The organism is Shewanella sp. SNU WT4 (assembly GCF_006494715.1).
In the GTDB taxonomy this organism is placed as follows: Bacteria; Pseudomonadota; Gammaproteobacteria; order Enterobacterales; family Shewanellaceae; genus Shewanella.
Window position 1 is genome coordinate 429,220 of the sequence record NZ_CP041151.1, and the last position, 12,377, is coordinate 441,596.

The following is a 12,377-nucleotide window of genomic DNA, read 5'->3' on the forward strand; positions in this document are numbered from 1 at the left end:
TTTGTAGGGGTCAATGTGGCTCATGCCTAAGCTTCCTGTTTGCATGCTGCTATCAAAGTAAGTGGTAAACTATATCTCATATCAAAGCGTTAATGGATGTAATGCAGCTGTTAAATTTTGATGCCAGTAAACATTAGTGGCAACTAGCCCAAGTTTTAGCCAACACTCGCCCCCCAATTAATAGCTATTAGTCTGAATTACCGCGCTGAGTTTGTTGGCGAAAGCGAGTTTGCTGACATTTTAAATGCGGGGAAATAACAAAAACAGCGGGTCAAAAAGAGTCATATGTCGCGAATTTTTCGAGGGTTTTTACACACTGGTTTGACCATAAATGAATTTCTGTAAATGTGAAGTGAGGTCAATCCTGAGTAATTGTAGAGCTAAAACTCTTATTATTTAGCATGGCATGGAGTAGAATAGAAAAAAAGCGGTACACATGTAAGCCCAATTTTAGGTTTTCATTAAAGCGAAGTCATCTATGTCCTTACAGCAATATCATATTATCCAACTGCTACAACAACAGTGGCAGGCCCGTCCTGATGCCATTGCCTTAGAAGGTTTTGGTTTGAAAGGTGCTTGGGCAAAAGTCAGCTGGCAAGCGTTTGCTGACATCAGCGAAAAGATGGCGAAGGTACTACTGTCTTTCAATATCCAGCCACAAGATAAGACAGTTATCTTGTCCCAGAATTTACCGCAATGGACCTGTGCCGACGTCGGCTCATTAATGGTTCGTGCTGTGGTTGTGCCTGTGTATCCGACCAGCACCGAAGAGCAAGCGGCCTACATCATCAATGATGCTGGCGCTAAAGTGGTGTTCGTTAATGACGCCAAACAGTATCAAATGGCCTGCGCTTTAGAAGCTCAGTGTCCAAGTGTTGAACAAGTGATTGTCTTTGATCCAGAAGTTAAGCTACAGGCCGCTAACCATTGGCATTTTGATGCGCTATTAGCCACTGAACTGGCAGACGATCAACGTCTACAAGCTGAATTACAGCAGCGCTTAGCGGATAAAAACTTAAATGATTTACTGACCCTGATTTATACCTCGGGCACCACAGGTGAGCCAAAAGGTGTGATGCTGGATTATCGTAATATCGCTTCAACCATTAAGTTGCATGATAACGAATTAGCATTCACCCAAGGGGATGTCTCCTTAGCCTTTTTACCATTAAGCCATGTGTTTGAACGCTGCTGGAGCTTCTATGCCCTCGGCCGCGGCGCGCATAATGTTTACTTGCCAGACACGGTTAAAATAAAAGAGGCCATCGCTGAAGTTAAGCCGCATACCTTATGCGTAGTGCCGCGCTTCCTTGAAAAAGTGTATAGCGCTGTGTACGACAAGGTCGGCAAGGCGCCTAAAGTGCGTCAGCAGTTATTCCACTGGGCCATTAAAGTGGGTGAGCGTCAGTTTGAAGTCAGTCAAGGCCGTCAACGCGGTAACCCTTGGTTAGCGCTGCAATATCAGTTGGCGCAAAAGTTAGTGTTCTCAAAGTTAAGACTGGTATTGGGCGGTCGTCTGAAATTTATGCCATGTGGCGGCGCCGCTTTAGATAGCAAGGTGGCGAGTTTCTTCTATGCCATTGGTGTGCCAGTACTTTGTGGTTATGGCATGACAGAAACCACAGCGACTGTGACCTGTCAGGCGTTGAATAACCAAGTGAAAGGCTCGAATGGACGCGTTTTGTCAGGCTTAGAAATTAAGCTTGGCGCCGATAACGAGATTTTAGTGCGCGGCGATACGGTAATGCGTGGATATTACAATCGCCCACAAGACACAGCCGAAGCCTTAGATGCTGATGGCTGGCTGCGTACCGGTGATGCTGGTCAAATTGATGCTAACGGCAATTTATTTATTACCGACCGTATCAAGGAGTTAATGAAGACTTCTAACGGTAAGTACATAGCGCCGCAGCGGGTTGAAGGTACTGTTGGCAGCTGTCCTTTCATCGAGCAAGTGGCCATTGTGGCTGATGCTCGCAATTATGTGACCGCCTTGATTGTGCCAGCCTTTGAAGCCTTAGAGCATTGGGCCCGTGAAAAAGGCCTGAAGTATGAGTCGCCGATGGAATTGCTGCGTCACAGCTATGTGGTTGAGCATTTTGAAGCGCGTCTTAAGACTATGCAGCAAGGTTTAGCTGGCTTTGAGCAAATTAAGAAATTTACTCTACTGCCTGAAGCCTTCTCGATGGAAGCTGGGTTAATTACTCCGACCATGAAGCTGCGCCGTAAGATGATTTATCATAAATATGCGCATGAAATTAATGCCATGTACGCAACAGCCGCTAGCCGCTAATAGCTAAGGCTAGATGCGACAGCTAAAAAAGGGACGCTTATAGCGTCCCTTTTCTGTATGTAAACTTTGTATGCAAAGACTTTTGATTTTAATGGTATTTAATTTTATCGGTAAAAAACTGTGGATGGCTGCGGCAATTAAAAGCCGTTATGCTGATGCGCAAGAGAGTGGCTAAAGTTCAAGATGGAATAGTAAAAAGCCAATAGCTCAAAAGGGAATAGCGCAGGAGATAGTAATGAAAACCATAGGCTTATTGGGCGGCATGAGCTGGGAGTCCAGCGCGAGTTACTACGCCATGATCAATCAAGGGGTAAAGGCGCAGCTGGGCGGTTTGCACAGCGCTAAACTTGTACTCAATAGCGTTGATTTTGCTGAAATAGAAGCGCTGCAGCATCAAGGTAATTGGACGGGCGCAGCCACTTTGTTGGCGCAGGCGGCGCTGAATGTTGAAGCCGCGGGTGCTGATTTTCTGCTTATTTGTACTAATACCATGCACAAGGTCGCCGCCGAAATAGAGTCGGTCATCAATATCCCGCTGCTACATATTGCTGATGCCACCGCCGATATTTTGTTGCAGCAAGGCATAGATTGCGTGGGTTTACTCGGTACGCGCTTTACCATGGAGCAAGACTTTTACATTAGTCGCCTTGAAGCCAAAGGCATTCAGGTGTTAGTGCCTGATGTCGCGGGGCGCGAATGCGTGCATCAGGTAATTTATCAAGAGTTGTGCCTTGGCAAAATACTTGCTGAATCAAGACAAGCCTATGTAGAAATTATGGAGCAGCTGGTAGCAAGGGGAGCGCAGGGCGTGATCTTAGGCTGCACTGAAATCGGCTTACTCGTGCGTGAGCAAGACACTCATATTCCATTATTTGATACCACAGCTATTCATGCTAACGCCGCGGTAACGCTGGCGTTAACTGAATAACACTGCATATAACCCATGTAAGGTGAGCTTATGTCACTAAAAATACCGCCATTGTTCCTCTTGGTCTTATTTGCGTTTGCGGCGTGGGCGCTCTCCAATGTCTCTCTGGCTTTGGATTTTGCTCCTTGGCTGCGCTGGAGCTTATTGCTAGTTTATGGCGGTGTTGGGATTATTTTTGCTGTGGCGGGTGTGCGCGAATTTAGGCGCTGCAATACCACGGTTGACCCTACTAAACCGAATAACACCTCGGCCTTAGTGACGTCCGGTATTTATAGTGTTACTCGCAATCCCATGTATGTGGGTATGGCCATGTGGTTATTAGGTTGGTCTGGTTTTTTAGCAAGCCCGGTGGCTATGATGCTGGTATTAGTGTTTGTGTGGTATCTCACGCGTTTTCAAATTAAGCCTGAAGAGCAAGTGTTAACTCAGCTGTTTGGTGATGAGTTCAAACGCTATAGCGCAGCAGTGCGCCGCTGGTTATAACCGCATTGAGCTAACGGATAAGGCTTAACGGCTAAAACATAACGACAAGGAATCAACATGTTATCCATTGAATTAGCCCCTAGATTTAATGAAACCGATGCTTTGGGGCATATCAATAATACCGTGATCCCCGCATGGTTTGAGGCTGGGCGCACAGAGGTGTTTGCCGTGTTTAACCCAAGCCTTAGTATTGCGAACTGGAATCTCATCGTGGCAGGTTACACAGTCGCCTTTAAGGCACCGACCTTTTATGGCGCTGTGGTGACTATCACCACCGATGTCAGCAACATTGGTAACTCAAGCTTTGAGCTGCGCCAACGCTGCTGGCAGCAAGGTAAGTTAACGGCGGAGGCTCATACCAGCATGGTGCATTATAACTTTCAAGATGAGCGCAGTGAGCCCATTCCTGCGATCGTGCGCGCCGCTCTCGCCGAGCACTTAATTAGCTGACGATTGAGTGGTTTAAGGGGCTTAGCGCTTAACACCCTATGATTCAATCTCTGCGCGGCAATGCTGCTCTAATACGCTAAGTACAGCGTTTGGCAGCAGAGCTTTTTTGCCAGTACTGAAGTTGAACATTACGACTTGGGCTGAACCTAGGGTGGTAATGGCTTGCTGCGCCTGACTAAAGGCGGCGTAATGCATGGTAAAGCGATCAGACTGTATGTCGCTGATACGAGTACCTATAGTCAGAGTATCTGGGAAGGTCACTGGGCGTTTATAGCGCGCCTGTGTTTCACTGATAACCGGCCCAATTTTTTCATCTTGCAGCAGGCTAATTAAGCCAGTTTGCAGTAAAAAATCGATTCTGGCGGTTTCAAAGTAGCGGAAATACACCACATTATTGACATGCTTAAGGGCGTCCATCTCCCCCCAAGCCACATTTATATCGGTGCGAATGTGGTAATCAGCTAATAACTCTTCCATGAAGTTCTCAATTAACCTGTGTTTGAATCGAGGTTAACAGCTGTTGCTTTTATGAGCAAGCAAGGTGCCGTGCTCAACAATTACCAATTTAAAAGTAGCCATAACAAAAATGGCGGCCAGAGCCACCATTAGGTTATCCATCAACGCTCGCTAAGCGCTAGTTGATGCGCTAGTCGATAGTCAGCTCATCAAAGCTAGTAATCTGGCTAAATTCACCGGTGCGAGTGTTAGGCTCACGCACCATTTGGCAGACTTTCATGCCCGCCGATGCTGCGGCTTTTAATTCGTCCAGATTATCTGATACAAATAAAATCTGCTTACTGGTTAAGCTAATGGTATTGATAATGTTTTGATAGGCTTGCTTATCAAGCTTGCTGCCAGTACGGGTATCAAAATGACCGTTAAATAGCGGGTTCAAATCACCGCCATCACTGTGGCCAAACAGCATAGACTGAGCTTCAGCAGAGCCAGAAGAGAAGCTGTAAATGCGCAGATTCTGTTGCTGATAACGCTTTATCGCTTCAATAAAATCAGGGTAGATATGACCTTTAAATTCGCCCTTGGCATAGCCTTGTTTCCAAATCATGCCTTGCAGGGTTTTTAGTGGCGTTGCTTTGCGATCTTCGCCAACCCACTGCTGCAAAATAGCGATAACTCGGGCAAGGTCAGCTTCAGGTTCAAGCGCGATATCACGCACATCACTCAAACAAAAATCCACTAAGAAATCATTTTGGTGCTGTTGAATAAACTCAGGCAGCATCTTGGCTGAGTAAGGAAATAGAGTGTTATGGATAAAATCTAAATCGGTTGTCGTGCCTGCGGTATCGACTATGATTGCCCTGATTGTCATGCGAACTACTCCAGCCTAAGTCATTTGTTATTTTTGTTACCCAGTGAATTTTGCTTGCCCTTGAGACAGATTAACGGGCGTTAGGTACTGAGTAATGATGCCTGATCCTAAGCTGAAACGCTTGATTTAGCCAGTGTTTATCAAGCAAAACCTGAGCTAAGTGCCGCCTAAAACTAGTAAAGCCTGTGACTATCTGCCATTGTTAATGGTAACTTTTTTTGCGGGTGTAGATTCACAGCAACAGGCTTAGATACTCATAAAGCTTAAGGATAATTATCGATGGATTTGATACAAATTATTTACGCTAGTAGCCACAATCAAATGCCGCCTAATGCCATTCGCGCCATGCTTCAGCAAGCGAGTACGGCCAATCAAAATAATCAGATCAGTGGCTTTGTGTGTGCTGATAATTATTACTTTTTACAGGCTATTGAAGGGGATGCTTACCAAGTCGATAAGCTGTTCGCTGCCATTTGTAACGATACTCGCCACTTTAACATTAGTCTTATCAAGCGGCGCGCCATCCCCCAACGTGATTTTGCGCACTGGGGCATGGGCGCTGTGCTGCAGCTTGAAACCCATAAACACTTGCTCGAGTCGGTACTCCCTGAACCAGAATTTAATCCCTATCAATTAGATAGCTTGCAGAGTATTGCCTTGCTTAAGGGCTTTATGAACTTAAAAACCCTGCGTTAATCTTGCGCCTTTTGTCGCCTACGCTTAGTGGCTTGGGCTGTTAAGCGCTAAGCATATTTACTGATGAATAAGCTTGCCCGCTTTTACTGCATGCTTAAACGGATTAGTGCCATAACTGTAAGCGAGCTCAGCTGGGTGAGTGATATCCCACAAGCAAAAATCAGCCTGCATACCAACGGCTAAGACGCCGACCTTATCTTCTATCCCTAAGGCTTTGGCGGCATGGCGGGTAACGCCTGCTAATGCTTCGGCTGGCGTTAAACGAAATAAGGTGCAGGCCATATTCAGCATCAACAAGGTGGAGCAAATAGGTGATGATCCTGGGTTATAGTCACTGGCTATCACCATAGGTACTTGGTATTGGCGCAATAGCTCTATGGGAGGCAGTTTAGTTTCCCGCAGAAAGTAAAACGCGCCCGGTAACAAGGTGGCACAAGTACCGCTAGCAGCAATGGCTTTGACGCCCGCTTCATCTAAATATTCAAGGTGATCCACCGACTTTGCCCCAAGGCTGGCAGCCAGCTGTGAGCCGCCAAGATTAGATAACTGCTCGGCGTGCAGCTTGATATCAAGACCAGCCGTTTTGGCGGCGCGCAGCAGTTTTGCGGTTTGCTCGGGACTAAAGGCGATATTTTCACAAAAGACATCGAACGCATCGGCAAGGTTTTCTGCCATTACCGCTGGTAGCATCTCGTTAATGATGGCATCGACATAGGCATCGCTATCATGCTGATATTCTGGCGCTACCGCGTGAGCGCCAAGGAAGGTGGTTTTAACATCCACATGATGATGCTTACCTAGCTCGCGGGCAACGCGCAAAATCTTAAGTTCGGTATCAAGTTCGAGACCATACCCAGACTTAATTTCGATAGTCGTTACCCCTTCTTTGGCGAGGGCATTTAAGCGTTTGCGCCCGAGCTCAAATAAGTCAGCGTCGCTAGCGGCGCGAGTGGCTTTAACTGTGGCTAAAATCCCGCCGCCCGCCTTAGCTATGTCTTGATAGCTAGCGCCTTGCAAGCGCATTTCAAATTCGTTGGCGCGATTACCCGCAAAGAGTAAATGGGTGTGGGCATCAATTAAGCCTGGGGTAATCCAGCCGCCACCGCCGCGATAGACAGGGGTTGATAACACATCAAAGGCGGGCAATTGGTCTCTTGGGCCTATCCATACAATTTTGTCATTGATGATGGCCATAGCGGCATCAGTGATCTCACCGTAACCTCCTGAAAGTGCAGGATCCATACTGGCGATATTAATATCAATCCACACTTGATCCCATTCCATGCCCATCTCCACTTGGTTAATCATATGTTCGCCACTTGTTGCTTTTTTAGTCTGCCTTGTATATACAAGATAGCACTCTCTCTGGTTTTTCAATAGAGCTAACTCAGAGGCTCAATACTAGTAATAGCTAAGCAGAGCGTTAGGAATACTTAGATGACAGCTGCCAAGGAATTGCAATGACAGTGCCGATGTTTGCCCAAATCAAACAGATGATCCTAGATCATATTCATGCCGGTGACTGGCAAGAGCACATGAAAGTGCCGTCAGAAAATCAGTTGGCGCAGCGCTTTCATTGCAGCCGGATGACGGCTAGGCGAGCCTTAACTGAATTGGTGGATGGCGGTGTATTAGAGCGTAGTCAAGGCGCTGGCACTTTTGTGGCCTCGCTTAAGTCGCAATCTTCGTTACTGTCCATTCGCAATATTGCCGATGAAATTAAAGAGCGCGGTCATGGTTATAGCGTCAAGGTGCTGACCTTGGAAACTATGCCGGCACTGGCGCCGATTGCCATAGCTTTGGGGATAGAGCCTGCCAGTCCGATTTTTCATTCTATCTTGCTGCACTGCGAGCAAGACTTGCCGCTGCAATTAGAAGAGCGCTTTGTTAACCCAGCGCTGGCGCCAGAGTATTTATCCCAAGATTTTAATCAGCAAACTCCCCACGAATATTTATGCCGCGTAGCGCCGCTGACTGAAGCGCGCCACACCATAGAAGCCGTAGCCGCAAGTGCAGCGCTGCGAGAGCATTTGTTGCTTAAAGAGGGCGAAGCTTGCTTACAGATCATTCGTCGCACTTGGAGTCAGCAAGGGGTGGTGAGTTTCGCCCGTTTAGTGCATCCAGGTAGCCGCTTTCGTTTAGGCGGCCATCTCACATTTCGATAAAACAACAACCTATAACAAATCATCGTTAGTTTGGAGAAGCCTTTATGGATAAGCGTCACGACCCCACTCGCCGCATTATTGCGCCTCATGGTAATCAGCTCACTTGTAAAAGCTGGCTGACGGAAGCGGCCATGCGCATGTTGATGAATAACCTGCACCCAGATGTGGCTGAACGCCCTGAAGATTTAGTGGTATATGGCGGCATTGGCCGCGCGGCGCGCGACTGGCAATGCTATGACAAGATCATCGAGGTTTTGACCCGCCTTGATGATGATGAAACCTTGTTAGTGCAATCGGGCAAGCCGGTGGGAGTCTTTAAGACTCATAAGCAGGCGCCGCGGGTGATTATCGCCAACTCTAACTTAGTGCCTCATTGGGCCAATTGGCAGAATTTTAATGAGCTCGATAAACAAGGGCTTGCCATGTATGGCCAGATGACGGCGGGCTCTTGGATTTATATTGGCACCCAAGGCATAGTTCAAGGCACTTATGAAACCTTTGTGGCCATGGCGAAACAGCATTTTAACGGTAACTCGGCGGGTAAGTGGATTCTCACTGGCGGATTAGGCGGCATGGGGGGCGCGCAAACATTGGCAGGCACTATGGCGGGTTACTCAGTGCTGGCATGTGAAGTCGATGAAACTCGTATCGACTTTAGATTGCGCACTCGTTATGTGGATAAAAAAGCGCATAGTCTGGATGAAGCGCTAGCTATTATCACGGCCGCCAATCGCAGTGGTCAGCCAGTATCGGTCGGCTTATTAGCGAATGCTGCCGATGTATTTAGTGAATTAGTGCAACGCGGCATTACCCCAGATGTAGTGACAGATCAAACCTCGGCGCACGATCCCCTCAATGGCTATTTACCTCAAGGCTGGAGCTTAGAGCACGCCAAAGCCATGCGTAATAGCGATGAGGCGGCGGTCGTTAACGCCGCTAAAGAGTCGATGGCAGTGCAAGTCAGGGCCATGTTGGCCTTGCAAGCCGCAGGCGCTGCCACCACAGATTATGGTAACAACATTAGGCAAATGGCGTTCGAGCAAGGTGTGGAAAATGCCTTTGATTTTCCAGGCTTTGTGCCTGCCTATGTGCGGGCACTCTTTTGTGAGGGCATAGGGCCATTTCGCTGGGTTGCTCTTTCTGGCGATCCCCAAGATATCTATAAAACCGATGCCAAAGTAAAAGAGCTAATTCCTGATAACCCTCATTTACATCAGTGGCTCGATATGGCGCGCGAGCGCATTGCCTTTCAAGGCTTACCTGCCCGAATTTGCTGGGTTGGGCTTAAAGATCGGGCGCGTTTAGCCTTAGCATTTAATGACATGGTGAAAAGCGGCGAGTTATCTGCGCCCATAGTCATAGGTCGCGATCACTTAGATTCAGGTTCAGTGGCAAGCCCTAATCGTGAAACTGAGGCCATGCTCGATGGTTCAGATGCAGTATCGGATTGGCCGTTACTCAATGCGTTACTCAATACGGCGAGCGGCGCGACTTGGGTGTCCTTGCATCATGGCGGCGGCGTAGGTATGGGCTTTAGTCAACATGCTGGGGTCGTGATAGTGGCCGATGGCACTGATGATGCGGCGGCAAGGCTTGGGCGAGTGTTATGGAATGATCCCGCCACTGGCGTTATGCGTCACGCCGATGCGGGATACGAGCTTGCTAAGAGCTGCGCCCATGAACAGGGCCTTGATTTACCTATGCTGGAGAATAATTAATGGAGCATTTTATCTTAACTCCTGGCAGCTTAACCTTAAGTCAGTTACGCGCCATTAGCCGCAACAAGGTGACATTGTCGCTAGCGCCAAGCGCCATCAGTGCTATCAATGGCAGCGCGGCGATAGTGCAACAAGTGCTGGATGAAGGCCGCACTGTCTATGGCATTAATACGGGTTTTGGCTTGTTAGCCAATACCAAGATAGCCCCGCAAGATTTGCAGTTATTGCAGCGCTCAATCGTGTTATCCCACGCGGCGGGTATTGGCCAATATATGCAAGATGCGACTGTGCGCTTGATGTTAGTACTTAAGATTAACTCCCTAGCGCGAGGGTTCTCAGGTATTCGTCTTGAAGTGATTAACTTTCTGATAAGCCTAGTTAATGCCGGCGTGTATCCTTGTATTCCTGAAAAAGGCTCAGTCGGCGCCTCTGGGGATTTAGCGCCTTTGGCTCATATGTGCTTGCCTCTTTTAGGGGAAGGTGAGATGAGTTATCAGGGCGAGCTTATTTCGGCCAGCGAAGGTTTAGCCATTGCTGGCTTAGCGCCGCTCGCTTTAGCCGCCAAAGAAGGCTTAGCGCTGCTTAATGGCACCCAAGCATCGACGGCCTTGGCATTAGAAGGCTTGTTTCACGCCGAAGATTTATTTGCCGCAAGTTCTGTGATTGGCGCCATGAGTGTTGAAGCTGCTATGGGTAGCCGTAGCCCATTTGATGCTCGTATTCATGCCGCTCGCGGTCAACGTGGGCAAATAGATTCAGCCGCCATATTTAGGCACTTACTTGAGGCTGAGTCAGAAATTAGTTTAAGCCATGCCAATTGCGACAAAGTGCAAGACCCTTATTCGCTGCGCTGTCAGCCGCAAGTGCTCGGCGCCTGCTTAACGCAAATTCGTCAAGCGGCGGAAGTGCTAGGGGTTGAAGCCAATGGCGTAACGGATAATCCGTTAGTGTTTCAAGACACGGCTGAGATTATTTCTGGCGGGAATTTTCATGCCGAACCTGTGGCTATGGCTGCCGATAACTTAGCCATTGCTATTGCTGAGCTGGGCTCAATCGCTGAGCGCCGAATTGCGCTACTGATTGACTCGAGCTTATCTAAATTGCCGCCATTTTTAGTTAATAATGGCGGGGTTAATTCGGGCTTTATGATAGCGCAAGTCACGGCAGCGGCTTTGGCCTCAGAGAATAAAACCTATGCTCATCCCGCGTCAGTCGATAGCTTGCCAACGTCGGCTAATCAAGAAGATCACGTGTCTATGGCGACCTTTGCGGCGCGAAGATTAAGGGATATGGCGGAAAACACCCGCGGCGTATTGGCGATTGAGTGGTTGGCGGCGGCGCAAGGCTTAGATTTCAGAGCGCCATTACTGCCAAGCGCGGCGGTAGCCCAAGCTAAGGCTGAGATCCGCGAGCAAGTGGCTTATTACGATAAGGACAGATATTTTGCCCCAGATATTGAGGCGGCCACTGAGCTACTTTATGGCGCGAGCTTGAATCGTTATTTACCAGCAGGTTTGCTGCCAAGTTTCTAAAGCATCAGTTGAGTTATGCAGCCTGAGGCTCTTGGTATTACCAAGAGCCTCAGTGTTAATTACATTCTTGAGTCCATCTCAGTAATGCGTAAGCTTAATAATTGCTGTTGCCATTGCTGCTGATTAAGCCCTTCAATCCAAAACGTGTTACTGGTGCGCTGCTGATTTTTACGCAAATAAGTGTCAGGCATTCTATTAATTGCGCGCCACACGTTAATTGTCTCGGTTGCCATTTCTTGGCCATTATCGTTAAAGAAGCGTACTTCAAGTTCAACCAACACATAATGCTCAGGGCTAGTGCTGGCTAGATCAAAGGTGAGGCCGAGCCTACCATCGTTATCCCACTCGATTTGGCTGACACTCACTTTAACGCCATTTTTAGCTGTGCTTTTAAGTAATTGCGCCTGCACCATAGCGTCGGCAGTCAAGGTCTTAACGCTGCTAAGGACAACGGCGCTCGCGGCTGTGTTTTCAGCAGCCTTAATGGCAGTCGTGCTGGTGTTTAATGGCGTTGATGGGGCGTTTGCTGACGGTATTTGGCTAGTAACTGGCACTTCTTGGGTGTTGGTTAAGATGACGTACTCCCAAGTAAAGTCATCATTCAGCCTAACCTTAGCGCCATTTTCTAAAGTAATTATGCTTAGCTCGGCGGCACTAATGGGTAAGGTGAGCCATAACAGCGCTGCGGTAATGAGTTTATAGGGGGAAATCATAAGCTGGCCAAGGTGATTTTTAGTGGCTATAGAGTAAACGCAATCGCGGATATTTGCATGAATAAGGCGAGG

At 48.0% G+C, this 12,377-nt stretch carries 12 protein-coding genes; 8 read left to right on the top strand and 4 right to left on the bottom strand.

Features of this window, described 5'->3' with window-relative positions:
• The first annotated feature begins 478 nt into the window (after window positions 1-478).
• From FJQ87_RS01960 to FJQ87_RS01975, 4 genes are all read left to right on the top strand, one after another.
• A complete protein-coding gene (locus FJQ87_RS01960; RefSeq protein ID WP_140930252.1) occupies window positions 479-2,293 on the top strand; it encodes a long-chain fatty acid--CoA ligase in 1,815 nt (604 codons plus the stop codon).
• A gap of 235 nt (window positions 2,294-2,528) precedes the next feature.
• Window positions 2,529-3,221 carry an aspartate/glutamate racemase family protein gene (locus tag FJQ87_RS01965; RefSeq protein ID WP_140930253.1) on the top strand — a complete coding sequence of 231 codons (693 nt, stop codon included), beginning with the start codon at window positions 2,529-2,531 and terminating at the stop codon, window positions 3,219-3,221.
• Window positions 3,222-3,251: 30 nt separating this feature from the next.
• Window positions 3,252-3,704 carry an isoprenylcysteine carboxylmethyltransferase family protein gene (locus FJQ87_RS01970; protein ID WP_140930254.1) on the top strand — a complete coding sequence of 151 codons (453 nt, stop codon included), beginning with the start codon at window positions 3,252-3,254 and terminating at the stop codon, window positions 3,702-3,704.
• Window positions 3,705-3,761: 57 nt separating this feature from the next.
• The gene (locus tag FJQ87_RS01975; protein WP_140930255.1) at window positions 3,762-4,154 is read left to right on the top strand and encodes a thioesterase family protein; all 393 of its coding nucleotides are present in this window, start codon (window positions 3,762-3,764) and stop codon (window positions 4,152-4,154) included.
• 36 nt (window positions 4,155-4,190) lie between these two features.
• On the opposite strand, the gene FJQ87_RS01980 is transcribed toward FJQ87_RS01975, so the two are convergent.
• Window positions 4,191-4,631: a thioesterase family protein gene (locus tag FJQ87_RS01980; protein WP_140930256.1), complete on the bottom strand. Its 441-nt coding sequence runs from the start codon at window positions 4,629-4,631 to the stop codon at window positions 4,191-4,193.
• 169 nt (window positions 4,632-4,800) lie between these two features.
• Window positions 4,801-5,481, bottom strand: coding sequence for an acireductone synthase (gene mtnC / locus FJQ87_RS01985; RefSeq protein WP_140930257.1), 681 nt, complete (start codon window positions 5,479-5,481; stop codon window positions 4,801-4,803).
• A 279-nt stretch (window positions 5,482-5,760) separates the two neighbouring features.
• On the opposite strand from mtnC, the gene FJQ87_RS01990 reads away from it, so the two are divergent.
• On the top strand, window positions 5,761-6,177 hold the full coding sequence (locus FJQ87_RS01990; protein WP_140930258.1) for a BLUF domain-containing protein: 417 nt from the start codon (window positions 5,761-5,763) through the stop codon (window positions 6,175-6,177).
• Window positions 6,178-6,234: 57 nt separating this feature from the next.
• On the opposite strand, the gene hutI is transcribed toward FJQ87_RS01990, so the two are convergent.
• Window positions 6,235-7,461: an imidazolonepropionase gene (hutI, locus tag FJQ87_RS01995; protein ID WP_140933952.1), complete on the bottom strand. Its 1,227-nt coding sequence runs from the start codon at window positions 7,459-7,461 to the stop codon at window positions 6,235-6,237.
• Window positions 7,462-7,637: 176 nt separating this feature from the next.
• Between hutI and hutC the strand changes: the two genes are divergently transcribed.
• The 3 genes from hutC to hutH are packed head-to-tail and all read left to right on the top strand — an operon-like array spanning window position 7,638 to window position 11,592.
• The gene (hutC, locus tag FJQ87_RS02000) at window positions 7,638-8,342 is read left to right on the top strand and encodes a histidine utilization repressor (protein ID WP_140930259.1); all 705 of its coding nucleotides are present in this window, start codon (window positions 7,638-7,640) and stop codon (window positions 8,340-8,342) included.
• Between the two features lie 44 nt (window positions 8,343-8,386).
• Window positions 8,387-10,060, top strand: coding sequence for a urocanate hydratase (gene hutU / locus FJQ87_RS02005; RefSeq protein WP_140930260.1), 1,674 nt, complete (start codon window positions 8,387-8,389; stop codon window positions 10,058-10,060).
• Window positions 10,060-11,592: a histidine ammonia-lyase gene (gene hutH, locus FJQ87_RS02010; RefSeq protein WP_140930261.1), complete on the top strand. Its 1,533-nt coding sequence runs from the start codon at window positions 10,060-10,062 to the stop codon at window positions 11,590-11,592. The genes hutU and hutH overlap by 1 nt, the downstream gene beginning before the upstream one ends.
• 59 nt (window positions 11,593-11,651) lie before the next feature.
• On the opposite strand, the gene FJQ87_RS02015 is transcribed toward hutH, so the two are convergent.
• Window positions 11,652-12,305, bottom strand: a complete 654-nt coding sequence (locus tag FJQ87_RS02015; RefSeq protein WP_140930262.1) for a DUF3157 family protein — start codon at window positions 12,303-12,305, stop codon at window positions 11,652-11,654.
• Window positions 12,306-12,377 lie beyond the last annotated feature (72 nt).

Coding starts and splice junctions, on each gene's coding strand:
- hutH (WP_140930261.1), top strand. CDS start 10,060: ATGGAGCATTTTATCTTAACTCCTGGCAGCTTAACCTTAAGTCAGTTA.
- hutU (WP_140930260.1), top strand. CDS start 8,387: ATGGATAAGCGTCACGACCCCACTCGCCGCATTATTGCGCCTCATGGT.
- hutI (WP_140933952.1), bottom strand. CDS start 7,461: ATGGAATGGGATCAAGTGTGGATTGATATTAATATCGCCAGTATGGAT.
- FJQ87_RS01990 (WP_140930258.1), top strand. CDS start 5,761: ATGGATTTGATACAAATTATTTACGCTAGTAGCCACAATCAAATGCCG.
- FJQ87_RS02015 (WP_140930262.1), bottom strand. CDS start 12,305: ATGATTTCCCCCTATAAACTCATTACCGCAGCGCTGTTATGGCTCACC.
- hutC (WP_140930259.1), top strand. CDS start 7,638: ATGACAGTGCCGATGTTTGCCCAAATCAAACAGATGATCCTAGATCAT.
- FJQ87_RS01960 (WP_140930252.1), top strand. CDS start 479: ATGTCCTTACAGCAATATCATATTATCCAACTGCTACAACAACAGTGG.
- mtnC (WP_140930257.1), bottom strand. CDS start 5,481: ATGACAATCAGGGCAATCATAGTCGATACCGCAGGCACGACAACCGAT.
- FJQ87_RS01975 (WP_140930255.1), top strand. CDS start 3,762: ATGTTATCCATTGAATTAGCCCCTAGATTTAATGAAACCGATGCTTTG.
- FJQ87_RS01970 (WP_140930254.1), top strand. CDS start 3,252: ATGTCACTAAAAATACCGCCATTGTTCCTCTTGGTCTTATTTGCGTTT.
- FJQ87_RS01965 (WP_140930253.1), top strand. CDS start 2,529: ATGAAAACCATAGGCTTATTGGGCGGCATGAGCTGGGAGTCCAGCGCG.
- FJQ87_RS01980 (WP_140930256.1), bottom strand. CDS start 4,631: ATGGAAGAGTTATTAGCTGATTACCACATTCGCACCGATATAAATGTG.